Here is a 21,804-nt window from a genome sequence, read left to right on the forward strand (position 1 = left end):
AGTGCCCTTCAGGAGTGCGCGGCGATGGCGTCGGTGGACTGGGTGGCCACGGTGTAGGTGCCGCGGGACACACGCCGCAGACGGCCCGACTTGACCATGGCTGAGAGGGCGTTGCTGACCGACTTCGCCGAATCCTGGTACGAACCCGGGGGCAGCGCCAGCAGGATGTCACGACCGGTGAAGGGGCCGGGGAAGGAAGCCACTGCCAGCTCCACCGCCCTGCGCAGACTCGGCGCGGTCCAGGAGGCGAGCGGGATCACGCTTCCGGCGGAGGTGCCGGGTGCGGCGGGCCGGGGATGCGCGTCGGTCCGGAAGCGCGCGTCGGTCCGGGGGAGCGGGTCGGTCCGGGGGTGCGCGACGTGCTGCGGGGCGTCGTGGCCGCAGAAGTGGTCCTCGCGAAGCGGCGCGATGGCGTCGTACTGCTCCAGCTGCGATCCGAGATCGCGCAGTGCCGCGTGCACCGCCTCGAGTTCAGGGCCGTGCGGAACGGTGTGGCCCGGGGCCGCGACGAGCACCGCCGTGATCGCCTCGATACGGCCGAGTGACTCGGCGAGGCGCCGCACCAAGGGCTCGAAGATGTCCTGGCGCAGGGCGGCGAGGGGGTCGCTGGTCGCGAGCTCGACGCTGACGGATCCGGTGAGTCCGTGGTCCGCCGGACGGCGCGGGGTGTCGTCGCCGGTCTTCGCACGCCACGACTCGAGGAGGCGGCGCGCCTCCCGGAAGGCTTCGAGCAGCTGGGGGGTCAGCCCGGCGGAGGGCGCGTGCGCCATCATCCCGGCGAGCTGCTCGGCGATCTCGAGAGTGGGAAGCGTGGAGTGCACCAGCGGGCCGAGGACGGCCTTCTGTATGGCGAGGGCCGGATCTTCGAGCGAGAAAGTTATTCGTTCGCCTGCCGGGGCCGCCATTGATACCTCGTGTGTGTCGTCGTGCTGCTGACCACGTGCCTCGACGCGGTGTGCTGTGGATTCCCGGGGGTGCTGCGGTTGCCGGCCGGGCCGGTCCCTCCGGCGCTCCTGCTGGGCGTCGAACGCGTCGAGTACGGCGTCGAGTCCGACCGCGCGGGGCCCGGAGTCCGGTGGGAACCCCAGGTCTCCCTGGGCGTTGCCGATTCCGAGCCTCCGGCGGATCCGGCGACGGTCCTCCTGCGTGGTGGCGGCGGCATAGCCACCCGGATCGGACTGGGTGACGGAGTCCCGCAGGCACTCCGCCCAGAGCGGGCAGGAGGAGCAGAGCTGCCGGGCCGCGTGCGCGAGAGCCTGGAGCCGTCGCGTCTGGATGGGGAGGCCCGTGGTGCCGGCCGGCGGGTTCACGAGGAGCGGGTGGCGGAAAATGTCGGGCCGCCGCCGACAGGGCAAAGGCGCGGACGCGGGCGCCGACGTGGGCGCGGACGCGGGCGCGGACCTGGTGGTTGGCCGTATTAGTGCAGGCAGCGCCCTATGGGCTGTTGTGACCATAAACGTGATCCCCCGACTTGATCTATGACCCGCGGGGACTTTAGAACAAGCCAATTGGCGACCGCAAAGTTGTCTCGAACGCATCGCCCTGCATGCGCCCGCCGGATGCTGACCACTCATCAGGGTGTTAGCCGTCCGAATCGGCGGCCGGAAGAGATCGTCGCCCGGGCCGGCTCACCCCGCGCATACGCCTGCGTACTGCGGCGATGCCGCCCCCGCGGGCCGTCAGCACCGCGACCACGCCCAGGAACCCGAGGGGAACGGACGCCGAGGGAACGACTGTTCCCACGGCGGAGATCGTGATGAGCACCACGTCGGCGATGACCACGGTGACGCCCCGGCGGCCCGGGTGCTCCTTGCCCATCCAGGCCCCGAGGAGGGCCATCCCGGAGAGCGCCCAGTAGCCGAACACGGCCTGCCCGCTGAGGAGTCCGCTCGCGGTGCCCCGCGCGATGTCACCCGCGGCCGCCAGGCCGCCGGTGACCGCGGCGGTGACAGTCGTCGACACGAGCCCGAGCAGCAACTGCCCACGACGACGGAGCAGCCAGCCGGTCACGGCGAGGGCCAGCACCGCGCAAACCGCAATGAACGAGGACATGCCGGCCGACGCGAGTACGAAGAGCGTGTAGGCGAGGGCCAGCCCGAAGACGATGCGGGGGAGCAGCCGGACGGCCCAGGTGTCGCTGCTGTCCTGGCGCAGGAGGCGTCGTAGAGACGTGAGGGCGGAGCGGGAGCTCATGGGCCGTCCATTCCATTTCCGGCGGTACGGGAAGCGAGCCCGGTGTCGACACCGGGGGGCCCGGTCGTCGTCGAGGAAGGGCCGGACGAGCCGGGAGTGATACGGGTGGGCCGGGGGGTGAAACCCGCCTGCCAGAGGGGCGGCGGGACGGGTTTGGCCGTGGTGGTGGGGGGAGTGGGCGTTTCCTGGACGGCGGGGGCTTCGGCCTCGGTTTCGGTTTCGGCTTCCGTGGTGGCTTCTGCGGCGGCTTCAGTGGTCTTTGGGCCGACGGCCGCCGCCTCCTTCTGGGGCGTCTCCTGCTGTACTGCCTCCTGCTGCGGCGCCTCCTTCTGGGGCGTCGCGGCCGCCATGACCTTGCTGAGCATCTCCTTGCGGACCTCTGGTTCGCACGTCGCGTAGACCTCGGGGTCGAGGTAGCGGGGGAGGCTCGGGTTGTCGAACTGGGCAACGGCGCGGACCGCGTTCGTGCCGATCTCGTCGCGCGATGTCTCGGGCCACCACTGAGGTGCTTCGAAGGCGAAGTGGATGTTGTCCAGCCCGACGCTGGAGTTGGTCTGGAGGGCGGGGCTCTCCACGCCGTGCAGGATGGAGCGGGTGTGGCCGCTCTCGGCGAAGACGACCACTTGCCCCTTGGCCGCCTTGGCGTACGTCTCGGAGAGGTCGGCCCAGCACTGCCTGGCGAACTCGCGGCTGATGTCGCTGTCCCTGGCGGCGAGCTCCTCGTAGACCTCGTCCTCCCAGAGGTGCAGCTCGTTCAAACGGCGGCCGGCTTCGGTGGTTTCGAGGGTCTGAGCCGAGCCGGGGCGCTGCTCGTTCTGCAACTGGGCCCAGGCCTCGGCAATGTAGCGGTTGTCCAGGAAGGGCTTTCCCTCATGATTCAGCGGAGCCTCTGGGTGCTTGTGCCCGAACGACCAGAACGCACTCTGCGGTGCGGTCCCTTCCGGCGGCTGCACGCCTGCTTCGTCCTTGACGAACTCCTTGAGGTATTCGCTGATGCTCTTGTCGCCTGCGGCAGCTTCCAGCTCGTCAGCAATCGTTGCTGCCCTGGCCCTGGACCTCGCCAGCGCAGCGGCAGCGGCTTCGCGGTGGGCGAGCTCGAGGGCCAGCGCCTCGATCTCAGCCGGAATCAGGGATCTGCTCACAGTTGTCCGCCCCCGGCAGGCCTCGGATAGAACTTCAGGTTCATCAGACCGCCCCGCGGCTTCGCCGTCTCCGTTGCTCCCGACGCGAGGGTGACGGCGAGCACGGTCAACGGCCGGTCGGACGTAGCAGGCATCCAGTAGGCCAGCCGGTACGGAGACCGATGAGCAATGCGTTCCTCTGGGCCCGGGATTTGGTAGCCGCCCAGGCTCTCAGGGAAGTCATCGCTCTCCCAGGTACCCTCCCAGGTGGGTTCGCCGAGAACGGAGCACGCAGCTGTCAGGTAGAGCGGCCAGACATGGGCCGCTCGATCGAGGACGAGCGGATTGTCGGCTCCCGTCTCGGCCCAGGCACCCCACTGCTCCTGAGCGACGGTATGAACGGGAGCCCAGCGCCCGGAGGAGGGGAACGACAGCTCGCCTCCGGCGTCGGTCCTCACACTGAGGACCCTTTCGAATGCCGTCGGCACCCAGTTGAACTGCGCACACCACATGTCCAGGCCCTGCCCCGGATACGGCGGACCGTTCCAGACGGTCTCCCAGTCCACGTCGGCCAGCCCACGCAGCTCGGCAATCAACTGCTGCGGGCTGCGGCTCTCCCGTTCCAGCTTCAGACCCATGTCGGTCCCCTCTCCTCCGTCTCGTACGTCACAGCAGCCAGCCAGGCCCCGCGGGCGTCTGCGGGTCGACCAGCCCGTGGCAGGTCAGAGAGATCGTCGCACCACCCGGCGTCGAATCCTGTGCCGTACCCAGCCCTAGATCGGCACTGAGCTCGAAGACCGGGGCGGCCGGGGTGCGGAAGGTCCAGCGGGCGAAGCGGTGGGGCGTTTGGTGCTCGCGGCGCCGGTCGGCGTCGTCCCCTCGGCCCGACGTGGGCGTTCCGGGGAAGTCGGGCGCGTCCCAGGCGCCGTGCCAGTCAGGGGCGCCGAGGATCCCGCGCAGGGCGGCCAGATGGACCCCGAATTGGTCGGCGGCAGCCGACACGACCCACGGGTTGTCGGCCGCCACGTCGGCGCGGACCTTCCACGCCGTGTACGAGACGCCGGTCACCGGGCGGCCGGGACGGACCGAGGCCAGGTGCAGACGGCCGCCCTGGCGCGTGCGGACCCAGAGGCCCGACTGGAACCACAGCGGCTGCCAGCCGAACCCCTCGCACCAGTAGCCGCGTTTGGTCTCGTCCGCCGGGACCCCGGCCCACACGGTGGGCCAGTCCAGGTCGAGCAGCGCGTTCAGCTCGGCGGCGAGTTCCGCCGGGCCGTGGTCGGTGATGAGGCTTGCCATGACGGGTGCCTTCTATCGGGGCATGCGGTGGTCGGGGCGGGGCGGCTGTGCCTGCGGCGGCTGCGGCTGCGGCGGGACCTGGGCGGGCGGCTGCGGGGCGCGCGGGGCGCCCGACTGCGGCGCGGGAGCGGCGGGCGCGGCCGGGGCCTGGCCCGCGCCCTGGGGCTTCTCGTAGGCCGCGGGGGCGCTGACCCGGCCGCTGCGGCGCGGACGCGGGGTCTCGGCCACGGGCGGCGCGGAAGCGGCCTCCTGCTGGCCCTGGTCCTGGCTCTGGTTCTGCTGCTTCTCGTACGCGTTCTGCTGCGCGGTCCGGGCCCGGTACGCGCCCTTGCGCTGCTGGCGCTTGGAGTTGTTCATGGGCAGCCATCCGCCCTTCTGCAGCCGGCCCCCGAGCACCGCGCCGTCCACACCCCGGCCGACGCGCGCGGCGGCGTTACCGGCCACACGCCCTGTGGCGCGGGCCGTGCCGGGCGCCTTGTCGGCGACCTTGCCGCTGACCGTGTTCGCCATGTCCTTCACACCCAGCGCGTCCTGGGCGCCCGCGATCTGCGGGCTGAAGTTTCCGGCGAGCAGCTTCTTCAGCATCATCACGACGGCGACGGTGACCAGCAGGAGCAGCAGGAGCTGCATACCCAGGGCGATCTTCGCGGGCAGGATCATCTGATACAGCACGAGCAGAACGGTGAGGATGACGCCGAAGCCCGCCCGCAGCACGAAGCTGTGGATGAACGTCTCCAGCCAGCCCTTGAGCAGTTTCTGCTGGGACGGGTGGATGCCCAGTGTGGCGACGAGCGGCAACAGGATGATCAGGATCAGCGTCACGGCGTGCCACAGCAGGGTGAGCGCGCTGAGGACGATGACCATCAGGCCGACGATGAGAGCGGCGACCAGGGAGTAGAAGGCGAGGCCGACGCGGTTCCCGGCGTTCTTGCCGGCCCAGTCGTCGTACGCGACGTCGTAGACGTGCCTGTCGGGGAGGTCTTCCCCGTCCTCCTCCTCGCCACCGGTCATGTCGATCCGGATGTCGACCCAATCGTTGTCGTACTTGTTGAACTTCTTGTTCTCTTCCTTCTCGGCCTGGACGTCCTTGTTGGTCATGGACTGGGCCACCACCTGGCGGACCCGCAGGTCCTCGCAGCGGGCTCCCTTGCCCCAGCTGCACTCGGTGCCGGCGCTCTTCGGGCGGCATGCACCGTCCTCGATCCTGCCGCCTTCGTTCTTCTTGAAGATGCAGTTCGTGCCGCCCTCGCCGAACTGGCCGAGTGCCCACGGCCTGAACGCCAGCGTGTCGTACATGGCACAACTGGAAATGCGCAGACCGCGGTTGTACGCACCCTCGGGCAGGTCGCAAGGAGACTGCATCTGCCCCGAGACACCACTGAGGACCGCCTCGGACAGGGCGGAGTTGACCTGGGCGATACCGGAGTCCGCCTGGTCGATGACCTTGTCGTAGTTTCCGCCCGTCAGGAGGGCCACGACGGCGATGGTCGTCAGAGACGCCCAGCCGACACCGGACCAGACCTCACGCATCTCGCCCTTGCGCCACTTGGTGAAGACCCAGAGGCCGGTGAGCGCGATCATGACGGGGACGGCCGGAATGAAGACGTTCTGCTTCAGCGTCTTCACCACGCTGTCGCGACCGGCGTACAGCCCGCTGAGCGGGCTCGGGTTGGAGGCGGACTCCTTGATGGAGATGGCCGTACGGGTCAGGATCTTGGTGCCGTTGAAGACCATGTCGGCGACGCCGTTGTTGACGTAGTCCATGATCTCGCAGTCGTCGGCGCCGCTGCCGGTCTCACCGTTCCGCTCGGAGCCGTCGTCCTTGTCCTTGAAGGTCATGGACCAGTTCATGCCGCGCATGCCGTTGAGTTCGTACAACGTGTACTGATCGGCGCTCTTCGGCATCTTGACCGCACCGGTGACCATGCCGGTGGTGTCGTTCAGGTTCTTGGCACGGTCCTCCTTGCCCTCCCACTGATTCACTGCGGGCATGAGGGACTCGCCGTTGGAACCCGGCGTGTCCATCTGGTAGCTGTCGTCGCCGGTGAAGTCGCAGGCGAAGTCCGCGTGCGCCGTGCCGGGGGCGGCCAGTGTCAGCGCGAGCAGCGCGAGGATCAGGAACACACCGGCCCTGGCGGCCCGTCCGGCGCTCTTCACTCGGTCGCGGAGCGACGAGGCATGATTGAGAGCAGCACCTGACTTGGCGCTACGGCGCACGGACATCGGCCTTCCTTCTGTGGGTTCCGCGACAGGGGGAGATGTATGCGGGGCTGGGACGACAGCCCGGTTCAGCCGGGGATGTAGTTCGTCATGACGCACCCGTCGACCAGCGCGTCCTGCTTGCGGTAGCCGCTGGCCACCTTCAGATCGGGGTCGCAGTTCAAGATCAGCAGGCCTGTCTCGAGCAGGCCGCTGTCCCGGAGCTTGGCGGTCGGATCGACCACGAAGTCCGCGCCGAAGAGGTAGCGGCCGGTGCGCAGACTGCCGTAGCTCCCGTCACTCTCCTTCGCGGTCTTCAAGGCGGCGTCCCGGTACTTCCGCTGGAACGTCTCCATGTCCTCGGGCATGTAGATGACCCAGCTGTTGCCGTGGTGTTCGCCGCAGACGCCCGCCTCCTTGATCTTCCAGGACGCCGCTTCGCGCTTCTCCTCGGCGGTGGCAGTGGGCGAGGTGGTGCCGAGGAAGCCCTGAGCGGGGGCCCCCTTGGCGTTCTCGTCCGTGCTGACGCTGGTGCAGGGCAGTCCGGCACCCAGAAGGAACTCCTGCGCACCCCGCATCGTCTTGGCGGCGGGCAGGCCGCCGCCGGCCGCCCCGTCCTTCTCCCCGGCCTCACCGGTCTCCCCGGACTTGTCGGTCTGCCCTGCCGAGCCGGTCACACCCCCCGCCTTCGAGGAGTCGGAATCCGACCCGCAACCGCTCACCGTCGCAAGCGCGACAAGGGCGGTGCCGATGGCAAGAGTTCTGGACAGGCGTCGCATGCGTGGCTCCTCGGTTTACTGGTGTGCGTCGTGACGGGTCAGGCCACAGCCGTCGGCGCCGGCTCCCGCTCCGGCTCCGGGTCCGCCTCCTGCAGGAAGGTCCAGTCCCACACGCTGAGCGGCGGGTTGATACCCTGACGCGCAGGCCGGGTCGTGCCGTTGGTGTCCGTCGCGGCGAGGATCTCCTTGAAGACCAGGTCGACGGCGACGGTGCCGACCCGCTTGTCGGCGTCCCGCTGGAGGCAGACACCGGTCCGCAGCTCCTGGAGGGCCGAGATGACCTTGGCGTCGTTCTCGGGGCGTCCGAGCAGCGGCGCGACCAGGGAGGCCTCCTGGGCGGACTTCTGCTTGAAGGCGAACACGGTGTGGATCTGGTTCGCGCCGCCGCTGCGGGCCTCGGAGTCCTCGATCTGGACGAGGTCGATGGCCTGCTGGGTGATCAGGACGGTGACCGCGAGGTAGGAGCGGCCCTGCTTGAGCGCGCGGCGCATCAGGTCGCGGCCGCTCTCGGTCGCGGTGACGACATAGGCCTCGTCGACGAAGAGAGCCTTGGGCCGCAGGCCGATCTCGCCCGTCACCGGGTTCTTCTCGTAGCCGACGTCGAGCATCTGGCTGCCCAGCTCCACGACCGCCATCAGCGCGGTGGCGGCGAGGCGCTCCGCGGGGTTCCAGTTGCGCGGGTCGGAGGCGGCCGGGGACTGGAAGCCGCGCAGGGTGATGACCGTGCGGCGCTTGCGCATCGCGGACAGCGGCTGCGGGCGCTCGGCGAAGGCGAGCCGTGCGTACGGCAGGGTCCGCAGTTCGGTCAGCAGCATCTGGGCGAGCTTGAGGTCCTTGGCGGCCTCGCGGTCACCCGACGCCACCGCCTGGTCGTAGGCCCGTACGACCTCGTCGACGACCTGCCACAACGTCGGCCTCGGCACCCGCAGTTCGGCATCTCGTGCGCTCAGGCCCTGTTCGGTGGCCTGCCGGATCGCGGAGTTGTACCAGCCCACGATGGTCGCCATGGCCTCGATGACGGGCAGCCGCACCCGCTGGTAGTCCTCGTCGCCGAGGAAACCGCGCAGCATGGACTCGGCGAGCAGCCGGCCCGCGGGCACGTCACGGGCGATCACCCACGGGTCGAGCACCCCGGCCTGGCCCTTGAGGAGGTCGACGACCTCGGTCTCGGCCCAGAACTCCGGGTTGACCGGCTGGAACCGGCTGTGCGCGGTGCCGAGGACGCCCGTCTCCGCGTCGTGGGCGAACTCCGGGTCGTTCACCTGGGAGCCGAAGGCCAGGTAGTAGCAGAGCTGGGCGAAGTCGGTCTTGGGGTCGATGACCAGGCAGCGCACGCCCGACTCCGACTCCTCGTAGAACTTCTGCAGGGCGAGCGAGGACTTGCCACCGCCGGACGCGCCGACGATGGCGAGGCCACCGCCGTCGTTGCGGGCGGGTCCGACGTGCAGGGAGTAGTGGACGGGCATCTTGCCGGCCCAGCCGACCAGATTGCCCACCCAGCCGAGCCGCTTGCCGGACCGCTGCTCGGGATTGTCGCCCAGCTCGGTGCCCGCCGTGGGCAGCCCGGCGCCGAGCTGCTCGACCTCCTGCAGGCGCAGGTACGGCGCGATGGGCAGCTTGGGCGCGTTGCCCGGCAGCTGGGACTGGAGCAGCCGCCACTGCTGGCGGGTCGGCCGCAGCAGGGTGACCTTCAGGTCCTGCTTGAACTGCATCTCGAGGATGCGCCGGCGGCGCTCCAGCTCGGCGACGTCGGGGGCGGAGATGGTGAAGCGGATCTGCGCCTCCATGCCCGGCATCTTGTGCTCCTCGACGTCGTCGAGCAGGTGCTTGGCACGGGTGACCTGGCTGGCGAGCTTCGTGTCGGGCGAGCGGCCGGAGTTGGCCATGTCGTTCATCTCGTCGACGAGGTTGCCGCTGATCTTCCCCGCCCGGTCCTTGAACTTCAGGTACGGGATCAGGGTGAACCGCATGTCGATCTCGACGGGGAACTCGACGTTCTGCGCGGCGTAGCGGGCCCAGGCGGAGGACTGGCGGAAGCGGGTCTCCGTGGGCCAGCTGGCGGCCACCAGCGTCGTCGTGTAGCTGGTGTGCTGCTCGCCGGTGACCTCGTCGTACTGGTGCAGCACGATGTGCGTCTTGCGGTTCTCGCCGGAGAAGTCGACGACCAGGTCGAACTGGTCGGGGCCCCAGGAGCGGGAGCCGAGCACCGGCTCGGGCGGCACCGGCAGATCGCCGTGCAGGGGCTTGCGGATCAGCCAGACCAGTTCCTCGCGGGTCAGCGGAGCACCGCCGAGACCGTCAAGGCTTTCGTGGACCTCGCGGGCGACCTGGGTCCACTGGGCCAGCACGGCCGGCGACAGGTACTCGCCGTGGACGCCGGTCGCGCCCGCGGCCGCCTTGTCCGCGACGCCGCTCATGCCGCGGGCCAGGCCCGGCTCGTCGAACGGGTCGTCACCGCCGGGCAGCACCCCGTCGTCGCCCGAGCCGCGCTTCAGCGAACCCAGCTTGACCAGCAGGATGTTGCGTTCACGCATCGCTCCGATGCGCTCCTGGTACTCGGCCTTGCGGAGGTTGTACGCCTTGTAGTTCTCGGTCGGGTCCCAGGCGACGGCGTTGAGCTGCTCGGCCCAGTCGGTGGCGGTGATCGGCCGGTACACCTTGCGGTAGTGGCATTCGACGTTGCGGTCGCCGCGGGCGAGGTTGAGCAGCGCGCGGGCCGGACCCTCGGCCATCGTCTGCAGTTCCGTGGCGTTGAGGTACTCGTCGATGGCGGTGGGCAGGGCGATACCGGTCCACACCGAGTCGCCGTGCACGAAGATCATGTCGTCGGCGTAGCGGTAGGGGAGCCGCATCTCTTCGCGGCGGGCGGACCGGTCCTGGCTCCCGGAGCCGCCCGAGCCCCGCGAACCACCGGAACCCTGGTTTCCCTTGGCGCCCTTGGAGTTGGCGGCCATGAGCATGGCGATCACGAAGAAGGCGACCGCCCCGCCCAGGAGGATCAGCAAGAACATGGAGGAGTCATCCTGCGGTCTCGGAGTGTGCGGTCGGGGATTGCGCGGCGTACGAGGAGCCGTGCCGGGCGGCTTCGGTGGCCGCGTCGTCGTAACGCTGCTGCCAGCGCGGCGAACCCGGCTGCCAGAGGATGACCTGCCAGTGCAGTTCCTCGGGTTCGCGGTCGGCGGCCAGCCCCTGCAGACGCTTGGGCTGGAACCAGTAGTCGGCCCAGACCACCAGCTGCTGGCTGAGGGTGAGGGCGGAGGGCAGCGGCCGGCCCCAGACGAAGTAGACGGCGACGGGCGGCCCGATGTAGAGGACCGACGTCATCATCGACAGGCCCAGGAAGGGCACGAAGGCGGAGAGCGAGAGCATCGCCACCAGCCACAGCACACCGAAGCCGAAGGCGGCTCCCAGGGCGGGCAGCAGCAGGCCGGGGAGCGGGATGTTGCCCCAGTTCCAGATGCGTTTGGGCCGGTTGAGCAGATCCGTGTGGTCGTAGGCGACCATCGGCTCCGGTTCGTCCGGTGATTCCAGTGCCACCAGTCACTCCCCCTCTCCTGTGTGTTTACGGGCTGCGCGTCGCGGGACCGGAGCTACGAGCTACGAGCTACGAGCTACGAGCTACGGGTTACGGGATATGGGCTACGGGTCACGGGCGCGGGCCACCGGCTACGGGTGGCCGTGCCCGCAACCGGGCTCAGTTCTTGCCGCCGCCGCCGATCTGGCCGCCGAGGTCGATGAGCACACCGGCCAGACCGGTCGCGCCACCGATGATCAGGGCGGCGAGCGCGATCATGCCGAAGCCCTGGAACGCCTCGCGCATGCCGTCACCGCGCTTCATCGACAGCAGCATCCGGATGCCGAGGATGAGCAGGGCGATCACCGCGACCATGGTCCCGGCGCTGCGGAGGATGTCCTGGATCTCGCCGAACATGCCTTCGAGGGAGGTTGCTGCAAGGTACACGTCGTGCGTCCTTTCGCTGTGTGATGCCTGAGTGCGTTACGTCGGGGTGTTGCGGTCAGGAGGTGCCGCTCGCGCGGCCCGCGCCGCCGGTCGCGGGCGGGGTGCTCGCGCCTGCGGGCGGAGTGCTTCCCCCGTTCGCGGGCGGAGTGCCTCCCCCGGTCGCGGGCGGGGTGCTCGCGTCCGGTGCCGGGGCGTCGGCCTCGCCCTCGTCCGCGCGCCCGCCGGCGGGGTCGAGGACGCCGCCGCGGATGTCCTTGATGAACCAGCCCTGGGCGGTGTTGACCACCGTGACCCGGTACGAGCGAAGGACCTTCGTGGCTCCTTCGGCATTGCCGTTCTCGCCGCCGCCGCCCCATTCGACCGTCACCCGTGCCTGGACGGACTGGCCGTCCTTGTACGTGATCTCGTCGCCGTCGTCGGTGCCCGCCGGCGCCAGGGCCGCCACGTCGCGGACCTGCGGCGCCGACAGCGCGCCGGCCAGTCCCGTGGTCGCCGCGTGGGTCGCGTCGGTGGTGGTGAAGCGGGTCATCGACGTCGTGTCGGAAGCCGACCAGGCCACGAAGTAGCCGGGCAGTACCTTCGCCTTGAGCTGGTCGGAGAGATCCTGGTCGACGACTTCGTCGTCCTGGTCCACTTCGGGCGCGGTACCGCGCACGGGCAACGGCATCTCCCCCACGTCGCCGACGATGCGCAGCCCCGACGCGGTGGCCAGGTCCTTCACGTACACGGGTACGGAGAGGGTGGTGACGCGCCCGGTCGACAGCGTGACCTGAACTCCCAGGTACCGGCCGTTCTTTCCGTACTCGGGAAGCTCCTCGACGGTCCCGTCCCAGGTGGCGAGCGTGGCGCTCTGCGTACCCTGTCCGCCCCAGCCGCAGTCGCGGTCGACGCCCGTCGAGGCGTAGCGGGTCAGGGCTTCACGGCGCGCGTCGGCGTTCTTCGGCGAGTACGTCATGCAGAGCTTCGCGTACTCCTCGGCGAAGGTCGCCGCGGCCTGGGTCGGGAACTCGGTGAGGCGGTAACGCGTCACGTCCTTGTCGTCCAGGGCCGCGGTCTGCGCGCCGGACGACTTGCCGATCGCCAGGCCCATGACACCGCAGGAACCGAGCGCGAAGACACAGGTCGTGATCAAGAGCGTGGCACGCAGCGCGACATGGGTACGCCGGCCACCGGCGGGCAGCCGCCCACCGGGGCGCGGCACATCGAACCCGGCGCCGGCGCGTGCCGAGGCCCTGGGCTGCGGTGCGGCGGACGCCGGTGCGGCGGTGGTGGTGGGTGACGTGCGTGCGGCGGGGGCCGCGTGCGGGTGGCCGGCCGCCGGAGCCGTGCCGCCACCCTGCTTACGGCCCTCGCGCTCGGCCTTCTTGCGCTCGTACTCGGCCTTGCGCTCGGCCTTCGCCCGCTCCCGCTTGTCCTTCTTCGACTCACCCGCCGGCCGGCTGGCGCGCGGCGGCAGGGTCGGCACGGCGGCCTCGCTGGGCGGCACCGCGGCCTGCGGGGCGCGGCGCACCCACGCCGCGGCGACCTGTGCGCGCGCTGCTTCCGAGGGCAGTTGCTGCTGGGGGGCCGGGGCCGGGGCCGCGGCTGTCGGATAGCCGTACGGACCGGGCGCCGGCTGGTGGTTGGCCTGGGGCTGCTGGGGCTGGGGCTGTGCGTGCTGATACTGGCCCTGGTGGTGGGGCTGCCCCTGCTGCTGTCCGTGCCCTTGTGCCTGTGCCTGCGCCTGCGCTTGTGCCTGCTGCCAGGCGGCCTGCTCCGCAGGGCCGAACTGCGCCGGCTGCCCGGAAGGCTGGCCTCCGCCGACCCCGCCAGCAGAGCTGCTGTGGTCCGTCATCGACTCGGTCTCTCCCCGCGTGTGATCCCCGTCCGCCGGTCGGGCGTGCGGCGGGCCCTGGTGAGGCCAGGTGCGGACGGCAGTGTGGCAAACGGAAAGCGCATCGGCTCCCGCCTTTTCCCAGGCGGGGAAAGCGTGAGGGCGCACGAGGAAAGCTGGGGAATCCTGAGGAATCCTCATACGGAATTCCGGGGAATGCGCGGGAATCCGGGGCGGGCGGAGGCCGCCGGCGCTCGGTCAGAATGCGGGTTCGTGCCCGGGGGACGGGCGCTGAGCTGTCACCGACATCCCGAAGGACGAGAGTTGAGCGACCAGTACGCCCACCCGCAGCAGACCGCACCCCATGCCGCCGCGGCCCCGCCGGCCCCCACGCCTCAAGGCGCCGCACCCGCCACCGCACCCGTCGCCCCGCCCGCGCAGGTCATCGGTGCCCAGGCCGCCTGGATCGACGGCTACGAGCCGGGCAACCCCTGGCAAGCGAGGCTGTGCCTGCAGACCGAGTACGGCTCCGTCGTCTATCCCCTCACCCCGCACACCATGCCCGAACTCCTTGAAGGCCTGGTCATGGTCGCGCAGGAGCAACAGGGAACGACCGACATCCTCGGCCCGGACGATCCGGCAGCCGAGAGCGGCGCGGACGGATCCGACGACTCCGAGCCGGGCCGCGGCACGGGTCTCCACGACGGCCGCGCCGCCCGCCTGACGGGCTGGGCCGTGGTCCACGACCTGTGGGAGCGCGACGACCCGAAGGCCCGCTTCATCATGGGCGCCGTGGTCATCGGCCTGTTGGTCCTCGGAATCTTCCTCACCTGAGCGGGAGTTCTGACCGGGATACGGTCGAGCACGCGTATCGAGTGAGCGGATCGAGCTGAGGAGAGACGATGCCGACGGAGAAGACCGGTCGCACCGCCCAGGATCTGGCTGCCGAGCTGACGGGGCTGCAAGGGGTGGACTGGGCCTCGGTGTGGGCGGGCCCGCCGCAGGGCGGATCGCCGGAATTCCGTGACTGGTGCGGACGGTACGGCTGGCAGCCGCGGACCGTCGAGCGGAATCTCGAGGTGCGTACGCGCACTGGCGGAGAGATGACCTTCTGGTCGGACGGCCTGTGGACCCCGGTCCACGGTCTGACGCACTACGCCTCGCGCCTGAGGGCCTCCGCCGCGACGGAGAACAGCGATGTCGTCTCTCGCGCCGATGCGGCGTGGCCGGAGTATCTGCGGGCAGCCGAGGGTGCGATGGGCCCGGCGGTCTGGAGCGGTGCCTGGGACGCGCCGGACTTCCCCGAGCCGCCGGAGCCCAGGTTCTGGCGGGGGCGCGAGTCCCGGCTGGAGACGCGCAGCCCGTACCGGCTGGCCTTCTGGAAGCCTGTGGGCGACCCGCCCGGCCAGGCGTTCTTCGTGCTCGTGCAGTCGGTGTCGTTTCCGACGTGGACCACTGACATGCCGGGCAGTGCGACGGTCGCGCTGGACGTGTTCGCCCCTGAGGGTTCGCGGAGGCGCCGATAATGTTCGACGCCCCTCCTACCCAGGAGGAGATCGACACGGCGTTCCGGCTCGCGGAGGAGTACCAAGCAGCCACTCCCTCGAACGAGGAGGAGGCGGGTGTGCTGGCACGCCAAATCTACGAGGACTGGCAGGCTGCCGCGAGCACACCGGGCCGGACCGCTGCCCCCGATCTGCTGTCCTTCATCCGTGACATCGGCGAGCACGGGTCCGTCACCGCCGAGGACCGGGGCACCACCCGTGCCTTCTGGTCCTATGAGTCCCAGCCCGAGGGGGCAGACCGGCCCATCCAGCACCGATTCCTGGCACGAGCGTGCGGAGCGTCCCGCGGGCTGCAGGTTCTGCAGGAGACGGAGGGGGGCCGGCAGATGGACTCGTACCGCCTCGAGGGTGAGTTGGTGCAGAGAGTCCTCGAGCGGGACTTCGGTGTGGACGGTGTCGAGCTCAAGAGCGTTGTCGACCAGGCATGGGTAAAGCTCTCAGAGCGCTATGCCGAGGCCGCACAAGGGCCGGTCGTCGCCTTCGTGCCCGACATCGCCGAGAGGACCGTCCTCGGCAAGGACGAACTGCCGATTCTTCTCGCGCATCCCAAGGTGGGCAAGGAGGGCGTGAAGTTCGCCGTGCCCATGCCCCGGCACGAGCATCTGCCGCCCGCCATCGACGAGTTGATCGCGGACGAGGGCATGCGGTGTCAGGTGCGGATGGAGGACTTCGACGTCCGTAACTCGCCGAAGGACTTCGCCGCGAAGCTGGCCGCCATCGACGTGCCCGAGAACCAGCGGACGGCGCACGAAGTCGCCATGTGGCAGCTGTCGGCCGCCAACAGCTACGACGAGCTGCTGGCACGTACGGCGGAGAAGGAGCCCCCGCAGAAGGGGAGCGCTTTCATGGTCGGCGCGTCCGTACGCCCGGTCGCCCGCCCTGCGGCCCCCCGCGGTCCCACCGGCCACGGTGTCATCAATCCGGTGGCCGAACTCCCGGCCCCCGCCCATGCTCCCGCCCCGGTGCTCGCTCCTGCCCAGCCCGGCATCGAGCACTGACCGACAGCCACGCCCACCGTGAGAGGCACGTCCTTGAGCAGCGACCACGTCGAGATCGCCCGGATCATGGCGGAGAAGGCAGTCTTCTTCGCCACAACCAAGGCCTGGGACGGCATGCACATGAAGCTGACGTTCTTCCTGGCCGGGACCCGGTCGGCACACGAGGACGACCATCACAGCCGTCGGCTCGACGGCTGGAAGGAACGCGTGGTGACCGCGGACGAGGCCGGTGACGCAGCAGCCACGGTCGCCGCCCAGGCCGAGCTCCGGGACTGGGTGCTGGAGGAACTGGGGCGCCGGGAAGATGCTCGGGACCAGCTGTGCCAGGCGTTCCCTCTGCTCGCCGCCGACGCGGAGTGGGAGCAGCAGAAGGGGCAACAGGGCGGGCAGCAGAGTCAGCAGCAGTCAGCCGAAGACGACCTGGAGTTCTACTACGCCGACGTCTTCGTCTTCGTCACCGAGTACCTCTCGCAGATGGTGCGGCGCCGGGTGAACGGCTCGTCCGCCACCTGGTGTCCTCGCTGGTGGGAGCACCCCGAAGCGGGCGCCCGGCTCTCCGCGCTCTGGCTGGCCTGGGAGCATCTGCGTCAGGACCCGGCGCTCGGCATGTCCACCTGGTGGCTGCACCACGCCGATCCGCATCTTCGGGTGCTGATGGACCCGGATCTGGGCCCGTTCGCGGCCTGTTCGCCCAAGGACGGCCACACGGCGTACCCCTTCGAGCCGCTTCCCGTGGATCCGTACGACCCCGGGGCGCACGCCGCCGGGTGAGGCGACGACGGGCGTTGGTCCGGACCTGTGAGGATCTCCCGAGGGGCCTTCACCAATTCCCCTCACGGGTTTCCTCGTGTGCATCCCCTGCGCAATTCCCCAATTCCCCGTCTGCTTTCCGCGCTTTTCCTCGTGAGGAAAATGAGCAGTCCGGCAGCCGTCCCTCCACCTACCGTGTCCCGGCGACCTGACTGAGGGAGGCCCGGGACGGTGGAGTCACCCGCCGAGAACAAGAGAAGTGCCGTACTCGCCCTGGCGGTATTGGGCGTTCTGCTCGTCGGTGCCCTGGTGCTGTTCACCGTCTTCGACGGGGAGGACGACACGGACGCCGTATCCGGAGGCAAGCCCGCCGCGGGCGCCACTCAGGGCTCCGGGGACTCCCGGGACTCCGGCTCCGACGGCGGAGCGAAGGACTCCGGAACCTCTCCGGGAGCCGCGGCCACCCCCATCGTCCCGCTGGACGACGTGGAGGCCGCGCACCGGGTGATGGCCGGCTACATGGCGGGCATCAACACGTACCAACACACCGACAAGGACGCCTCCTGGGCGTCCCCGCTGCTCGCGCTCACCACCCGGGACGAGGCGCTGAAGCAGGAGACCACCCTGCCTTCCGGCAAGGAGTGGGACGCCTGTCTCGCCGCCCGGTGCAGCTCCGAGGGGAAAGCGGTCGTGGTCCGCGACGCGATGATCGCCGACGACCTCACGCGCGGCAGTGGCAAGACGATCTCCAGCGTGGTCAAGGTGACCGCGACCCGCTCCGAGGACGGCAGGGCGACCGGCACGGAGACCAACTCCTGGCTGGTGAGCGTCCAGAAGAGCGGCGGCGAGTGGAAGATCTCCGCGTTCGACCTGTACGGCCTGGGCAACGTGGGCGCGTCCGACGAGACGGGGGAGTGAGACGCACCGATGGTGGCTCCTGCCGTACTGGCGGCCGCGGCCAAAGCCGCCAAGGCAGCCAAGTCGGCCAAGAACGCGGCCCAGTTGGCCGCAGGCCAGGGCGGGGAGGGCGGCGACGGCGGCAAGAAGAAGGGCAGCGGCAAGATGCTGCTGCTCATCGGCGGTGGCGGTCTGCTGCCGGTCGCCGGTGTCGGCTTCCTCGCCATCGTGATGATCAGCGGGATGGTGGGCGGGCTGGGCGGCGGCACCGCCCAGGCCGCGTGCGGTGACTACGGTGACAACGCCCAGGCGGGCAACACCGGTGACAAGGCCGCCACCAGCCCGATCATGCCGGCGGGCAAGGCCTACATGCCGAGCAGGACCGCACGTCACGAGATACCCCCGAAGATGATCCTCGCGTCGATGCGGGCCGCGGCACGTTACGACGGTCTCGACTGGACGCTGATCGCCGGGCAGATGTACCAGGAGACCAAGTTCGGCCAGGACAAGTCCGCGGCACCGGGCGGCAAGAACAGCGCCGGGTACATGGGTCTGCTGCAGTTCGGCGACGACGCCTGGACGGACTACGGTGCCGACGGCAACGGCGACGGCACGAAGGACAAGTACAACATCGACGACGCGGCCTTCGCCGCCGCCAACTTCCTGCACGCCAAGGGCGCCGAGACCGACGCCTGGGAAGCGCTTCGGTCCTACTCCGGATCGAAGAAGAACAACACCATCTACATGCGCGTGGTCCTCACCCAGGCCGCCCGCTACCGCGGCCCCCTCACGGGTGACAAGGACCTGATCAAGGACTGGTACGCGCATCTGAAGAAGACCGTGGAGAAGAACCCGGACTTCCCCACTCTCGGGAAGCAGTCGGACATCCCGGAGCCGGTCGGCAACAACGCCGTCCCGAGCAAGGCGTTGAGCATCGCGGCCTCCGGGCCCCGCTCCTGGTCCACCCCGCCCCTCGACGGCAACGGCGAAAGCGGGGAAGGGGACGAGGTGGCGACCGCGATGGCGCCGGTCTCGTACTCCCGTCCGCTGTCCGCACCGGCGGCCCGGCCCTTCGACGAGCCGCAGCCCGCCAACGGCAAGAGCTGGCAGTGGCCGATGAAGAAGGGCACGTACCAGATCGGCACGAAGTACCGTGCGCGCGGCGGCATGTGGAGTCTCGGGTACCACACCGGACTCGACCTGACCGCCTCCAGTGGCACCCCGATCTATGCCCCCGCCGACGGCAAGGTGGTGAAGACTGCCAAGGGCGGCTCGTACGGCAACGAGACCCACATCGAGCACGCGAACGGTGTGATCACCCTGTACGCCCACCAGACGACCGTCTCGGTCTCGGTCGGCGACACCGTCAAGCGCGGGGACCAGATCGGCACGGTCGGCGCGACCGGCAATGTCACCGGACCGCACCTCCACTGGGAGGTACGGGTCCCCGGCGTCGACAATCCCTTCGTCGGCGGCCAGGACCGCGGGCCCGGCATGGTCGACCCGGAGGGCTGGCTGGAGGGCAAGGTCTCCGCCAGCCCCGACTACGGCAGTGTGCCCGGCGGGAACGGTGACGGCGGCAAGGACGCCGAGTACGCCGACTGCGCCAAGGAGGGCAACGGCACCCCGGTCGCCCCGGACGGCGCCGGCGTGACCGGCGTACTGCCGGACTCCGACGACCCGGTGGTGCGGGCCGCACTCGGCTGGGCGCAGCGCGGCCTCGGTGTGCCGTACGTCCTGGGGGCTCCGCGACTGCAGGGCAGGAACCCGACCACGTTCGACTGCTCCAGCTACACCCAGTGGGCCTACTACCAGGCCAGCAACGGCAAGATCAATATCGGGGCGACCACCTTCGAGCAGGAGGACAGGCTCCGGAAGTACAAGATCGATCTGAGCGAGGCCCAGCCCGGCGACCTGATCTTCTTCCGGCCCAGCTCACGGGGTTCGGAGCACGTCGGCATGGTGTGGGACCCGGCCGGCAAGAAGATCGTCCACGCCCCGCGCCCCGGCAAGAACGTCGAATTCAGCACCTGGGACGTACAGGACAAGATCACCGCTGTCTACCGGGTGCCGATCCCGCAGGGCACCAACGCGGTCGAGTCCGACGGCAAGGGCGGCGACTCACATGCGTAACGGCGCGGAAGCAGGCTCGCAGCGGGCCTCAGCGGAAGGAAAGCCCCGACCATGACCATCGAACAGCGGAAGAAGCCCCGCGCCGAGGACGACTGGACGATCGAGATCGTCCTCCTCGTGGGCACCGTCCTCCTCCTTCTGTGCGGCGCCTGGCTCGCCGCCCGGCTCGGTGCGTCCTTCGACGGCCAAGCGGCCCCGCCGGGCAATCCGTTCTCCTTCGCCGTGGCCATGGTCAAGGGGGACTACGCCTGGCCGGGCGGCGCGTCGAGCGCCATCGCGGCAGGTGAGGCGCTGCTGCTCGGCATCGTCGCGCTCGCCGGGTACCGGGTGCGCCAGCGCGTCCGCAACAAGCCGGACGTGGACGGCGCGGCCCGCCATCTCGCGAAGGGCGAGGAGCTCGGCAAGCTCACCATGAAGGGCGCCGCAGCGACCGCGGAGCGCCTCGGCGTGCAGGGCAATGTGCCGGGCGTCTTCATCGGCCGTTCCGTACGCGGCCGACAGCCGCTGTACGGCTCCTTCGAGGACATGCACATCGACATCTGGGGTCCCCGTACCGGCAAGACGACCCGGCGCGCCATCCCCGCGATCCTCGACGCCCCCGGCGCGGTGCTCGTCACCTCCAACAAGCGGGACATCGTCGACGCGACCCGCGGCCCGCGCCAGTCCCGCGGGCAGGTCTGGGTCTTCGACCCGCAGCAGGTCGCGCAGGAGCCGCCCGCCTGGTGGTGGAACCCGCTCACGTACGTGACCGATGTCGCCAAGGCCCGCAAGCTGGCCGACCACTTCGCCTCGGGCTCGCGCGACGCCGACGCCTCCACCGACGCGTTCTTCGACCCCGCCGGACAGGACCTGCTCGCCAACCTGCTGCTCGCGGCAGCCACGGCCAAGTCCTCGATCACCCAGATCTACACCTGGTTGGCCAACCCGAAGGACGACACCCCGGAGCGCATCCTGCGCGGCGCCGGGCACCTCATGCCCGCCGACGCCCTGGCCGGTGTGATCACCGCCCCCGACAAGCAGCGCAGCGGCATCTACGGCGTCGCCCAGCAGATGGCGTCCTGCCTGATCAACCCCGAGGTCAACAAGTGGGTGACGCCGTACCCGGACGACGACGACCGCCCCGAGTTCGACCCGCACGAGTTCGTCCGCACCGGTTCCACCCTCTACTCGCTCTCCCGCGAGGGCAGCGATTCCGCCGGCCCGCTGGTGACCGCCCTGACCGTGGCCGTCGTCGAGGCCGCCGAGGAGTACGCCACCACCCAGCGGGGCGGCCGGCTGCCGCTCCCCCTGGTCGGTGTCCTGGACGAGGCGGCGAACGTCTGCCGCTGGCGCGCCCTGCCCGACCTCTACTCGCACTACGGCTCGCGCGGCATCATCCTGATGACGATCCTCCAGTCCTGGGCCCAGGGCATCGAGGTGTGGGGCGAGCGCGGCATGGAGAAGCTCTGGTCCGCCGCGAACGTCCGGGTCTACGGCGGCGGTGTCTCGGACACTCGCTTCCTCGGCGATCTCTCCGAGCTGGCGGGCGAGTTCGAGCTGCGCGACTTCTCCACGACCCGTGAGTCGGAGTTCGGCGGGTGGTCCGGCAACCGCAGCGTCAACGAGTCCGTACGCCGTGAACGCGTGCTGCAGGTCTCCGACCTGGGCTCGATGCCGCCCGGCCGGGCCCTCGTGCTGGCGTCCGGCACGAAGCCGGTGCTGGTGGAGACGATCCCCTGGTGGGAAGGCCCGTACGCGCGCTCGGTGCAGGCGTCGCTGGCGCAGTACGACCCGGGGGCGCGTGGCTGACGGGCCGGGGCGCGCGGTTGAGGGCCCGGGGCGCTCGGTTGACGGGCCGGGGCGTGTGGCTGACGGGCTTCGGGCGCGCGGTTGACGGTCCGGCGCGCGCGGCGACGTGCCACTTGCGGTTGACGGGCCCGGGGCGCGCGGCTGACGTGCTCGGTGGACTCGCGGGTGACGGACCGGCGCGGCGGTGGGGGGGGGGGGGGGGGGGGGGGGGGGTGGGGGGGGGGGAGGAGGGGGGGGGGGGGGGGGGGGGCGAGCTGTGCGCCGGGCCCGGCGGCTGGGGTGAGGGTTTGAAGACGGTCCTCGGCATG

Annotated in this window: 18 protein-coding genes; 7 read left to right on the plus strand and 11 right to left on the minus strand. The window is 70.2% G+C overall.

What is annotated here, in order from left to right; translation table 11 throughout:
- Nucleotides 1–8: 8 nt before the first annotated feature.
- The 11 genes from AC0699_RS21865 to AC0699_RS21915 all read right to left on the minus strand — a co-directional run bounded on the left by AC0699_RS21865 (nucleotide 9) and on the right by AC0699_RS21915 (nucleotide 13,386).
- On the minus strand, nucleotides 9–1,310 hold the full coding sequence (locus tag AC0699_RS21865; RefSeq protein WP_478662682.1) for a WhiB family transcriptional regulator: 1,302 nt from the start codon (nucleotides 1,308–1,310) through the stop codon (nucleotides 9–11).
- Nucleotides 1,311–1,581: 271 nt separating this feature from the next.
- On the minus strand, nucleotides 1,582–2,193 hold the full coding sequence (locus AC0699_RS21870) for a hypothetical protein (RefSeq protein ID WP_478662685.1): 612 nt from the start codon (nucleotides 2,191–2,193) through the stop codon (nucleotides 1,582–1,584).
- A complete protein-coding gene (locus tag AC0699_RS21875) occupies nucleotides 2,190–3,335 on the minus strand; it encodes a hypothetical protein (protein WP_478662688.1) in 1,146 nt (381 codons plus the stop codon). Before AC0699_RS21875 ends, AC0699_RS21870 begins: the two co-directional genes overlap by 4 nt.
- Nucleotides 3,332–3,952 carry a hypothetical protein gene (locus tag AC0699_RS21880; protein ID WP_478662691.1) on the minus strand — a complete coding sequence of 207 codons (621 nt, stop codon included), beginning with the start codon at nucleotides 3,950–3,952 and terminating at the stop codon, nucleotides 3,332–3,334. The genes AC0699_RS21875 and AC0699_RS21880 overlap by 4 nt, the downstream gene beginning before the upstream one ends.
- A gap of 28 nt (nucleotides 3,953–3,980) precedes the next feature.
- A complete protein-coding gene (locus AC0699_RS21885) occupies nucleotides 3,981–4,613 on the minus strand; it encodes a hypothetical protein (RefSeq protein WP_478662694.1) in 633 nt (210 codons plus the stop codon).
- A gap of 12 nt (nucleotides 4,614–4,625) precedes the next feature.
- Complete coding sequence (locus AC0699_RS21890) at nucleotides 4,626–6,836, minus strand: hypothetical protein (protein ID WP_478662697.1); 2,211 nt, start codon at nucleotides 6,834–6,836, stop codon at nucleotides 4,626–4,628.
- Between the two features lie 65 nt (nucleotides 6,837–6,901).
- The gene (locus AC0699_RS21895) at nucleotides 6,902–7,591 is read right to left on the minus strand and encodes a hypothetical protein (protein WP_478662700.1); all 690 of its coding nucleotides are present in this window, start codon (nucleotides 7,589–7,591) and stop codon (nucleotides 6,902–6,904) included.
- A 38-nt stretch (nucleotides 7,592–7,629) separates the two neighbouring features.
- Nucleotides 7,630–10,602 carry an ATP-binding protein gene (locus AC0699_RS21900; RefSeq protein ID WP_478662702.1) on the minus strand — a complete coding sequence of 991 codons (2,973 nt, stop codon included), beginning with the start codon at nucleotides 10,600–10,602 and terminating at the stop codon, nucleotides 7,630–7,632.
- A gap of 7 nt (nucleotides 10,603–10,609) precedes the next feature.
- Nucleotides 10,610–11,128, minus strand: a complete 519-nt coding sequence (locus tag AC0699_RS21905; RefSeq protein WP_478662705.1) for a hypothetical protein — start codon at nucleotides 11,126–11,128, stop codon at nucleotides 10,610–10,612.
- Nucleotides 11,129–11,285: 157 nt separating this feature from the next.
- A complete protein-coding gene (locus AC0699_RS21910; RefSeq protein ID WP_453657193.1) occupies nucleotides 11,286–11,552 on the minus strand; it encodes a hypothetical protein in 267 nt (88 codons plus the stop codon).
- A 55-nt stretch (nucleotides 11,553–11,607) separates the two neighbouring features.
- Complete coding sequence (locus AC0699_RS21915; RefSeq protein WP_478662709.1) at nucleotides 11,608–13,386, minus strand: conjugal transfer protein; 1,779 nt, start codon at nucleotides 13,384–13,386, stop codon at nucleotides 11,608–11,610.
- A 303-nt stretch (nucleotides 13,387–13,689) separates the two neighbouring features.
- Here AC0699_RS21915 and AC0699_RS21920 point away from each other — a divergent pair, with 303 nt between their 5' ends.
- The 7 genes from AC0699_RS21920 (at nucleotide 13,690) to AC0699_RS21950 (ending at nucleotide 21,496) form a co-directional block, all read left to right on the plus strand.
- Complete coding sequence (locus tag AC0699_RS21920; protein ID WP_478662710.1) at nucleotides 13,690–14,199, plus strand: hypothetical protein; 510 nt, start codon at nucleotides 13,690–13,692, stop codon at nucleotides 14,197–14,199.
- Nucleotides 14,200–14,267: 68 nt separating this feature from the next.
- Nucleotides 14,268–14,891 (plus strand): hypothetical protein, encoded by a 624-nt coding sequence (locus AC0699_RS21925; RefSeq protein WP_478662712.1) that lies wholly within the window; start codon nucleotides 14,268–14,270, stop codon nucleotides 14,889–14,891.
- The gene (locus AC0699_RS21930; protein ID WP_478662715.1) at nucleotides 14,891–15,928 is read left to right on the plus strand and encodes a hypothetical protein; all 1,038 of its coding nucleotides are present in this window, start codon (nucleotides 14,891–14,893) and stop codon (nucleotides 15,926–15,928) included. The genes AC0699_RS21925 and AC0699_RS21930 overlap by 1 nt, the downstream gene beginning before the upstream one ends.
- 33 nt (nucleotides 15,929–15,961) lie before the next feature.
- Nucleotides 15,962–16,699 (plus strand): DUF4913 domain-containing protein, encoded by a 738-nt coding sequence (locus AC0699_RS21935; RefSeq protein WP_478662718.1) that lies wholly within the window; start codon nucleotides 15,962–15,964, stop codon nucleotides 16,697–16,699.
- 210 nt (nucleotides 16,700–16,909) lie between these two features.
- Nucleotides 16,910–17,596, plus strand: coding sequence for a hypothetical protein (locus AC0699_RS21940; RefSeq protein ID WP_478662722.1), 687 nt, complete (start codon nucleotides 16,910–16,912; stop codon nucleotides 17,594–17,596).
- 9 nt (nucleotides 17,597–17,605) lie between these two features.
- On the plus strand, nucleotides 17,606–19,708 hold the full coding sequence (locus tag AC0699_RS21945; RefSeq protein ID WP_478662724.1) for a peptidoglycan DD-metalloendopeptidase family protein: 2,103 nt from the start codon (nucleotides 17,606–17,608) through the stop codon (nucleotides 19,706–19,708).
- Nucleotides 19,709–19,759: 51 nt separating this feature from the next.
- The gene (locus AC0699_RS21950) at nucleotides 19,760–21,496 is read left to right on the plus strand and encodes a type IV secretory system conjugative DNA transfer family protein (protein ID WP_478662726.1); all 1,737 of its coding nucleotides are present in this window, start codon (nucleotides 19,760–19,762) and stop codon (nucleotides 21,494–21,496) included.
- The last annotated feature ends 308 nt before the right edge of the window (nucleotides 21,497–21,804 follow it).

Source organism: Streptomyces sp. NPDC043870 (genome assembly GCF_056435785.1).

What these genes read in the sequence shown, in the direction of transcription:
- AC0699_RS21870 (WP_478662685.1), bottom strand. Translation starts at nt 2,193, where the DNA reads ATGAGCTCCCGCTCCGCCCTCACGTCTCTACGACGCCTCCTGCGCCAG.
- AC0699_RS21880 (WP_478662691.1), bottom strand. Translation starts at nt 3,952, where the DNA reads ATGGGTCTGAAGCTGGAACGGGAGAGCCGCAGCCCGCAGCAGTTGATT.
- AC0699_RS21885 (WP_478662694.1), bottom strand. Translation starts at nt 4,613, where the DNA reads ATGGCAAGCCTCATCACCGACCACGGCCCGGCGGAACTCGCCGCCGAG.
- AC0699_RS21890 (WP_478662697.1), bottom strand. Translation starts at nt 6,836, where the DNA reads ATGTCCGTGCGCCGTAGCGCCAAGTCAGGTGCTGCTCTCAATCATGCC.
- AC0699_RS21895 (WP_478662700.1), bottom strand. Translation starts at nt 7,591, where the DNA reads ATGCGACGCCTGTCCAGAACTCTTGCCATCGGCACCGCCCTTGTCGCG.
- AC0699_RS21900 (WP_478662702.1), bottom strand. Translation starts at nt 10,602, where the DNA reads ATGTTCTTGCTGATCCTCCTGGGCGGGGCGGTCGCCTTCTTCGTGATC.
- AC0699_RS21915 (WP_478662709.1), bottom strand. Translation starts at nt 13,386, where the DNA reads ATGACGGACCACAGCAGCTCTGCTGGCGGGGTCGGCGGAGGCCAGCCT.
- AC0699_RS21925 (WP_478662712.1), top strand. Translation starts at nt 14,268, where the DNA reads ATGCCGACGGAGAAGACCGGTCGCACCGCCCAGGATCTGGCTGCCGAG.
- AC0699_RS21930 (WP_478662715.1), top strand. Translation starts at nt 14,891, where the DNA reads ATGTTCGACGCCCCTCCTACCCAGGAGGAGATCGACACGGCGTTCCGG.
- AC0699_RS21945 (WP_478662724.1), top strand. Translation starts at nt 17,606, where the DNA reads ATGGTGGCTCCTGCCGTACTGGCGGCCGCGGCCAAAGCCGCCAAGGCA.
- AC0699_RS21950 (WP_478662726.1), top strand. Translation starts at nt 19,760, where the DNA reads ATGACCATCGAACAGCGGAAGAAGCCCCGCGCCGAGGACGACTGGACG.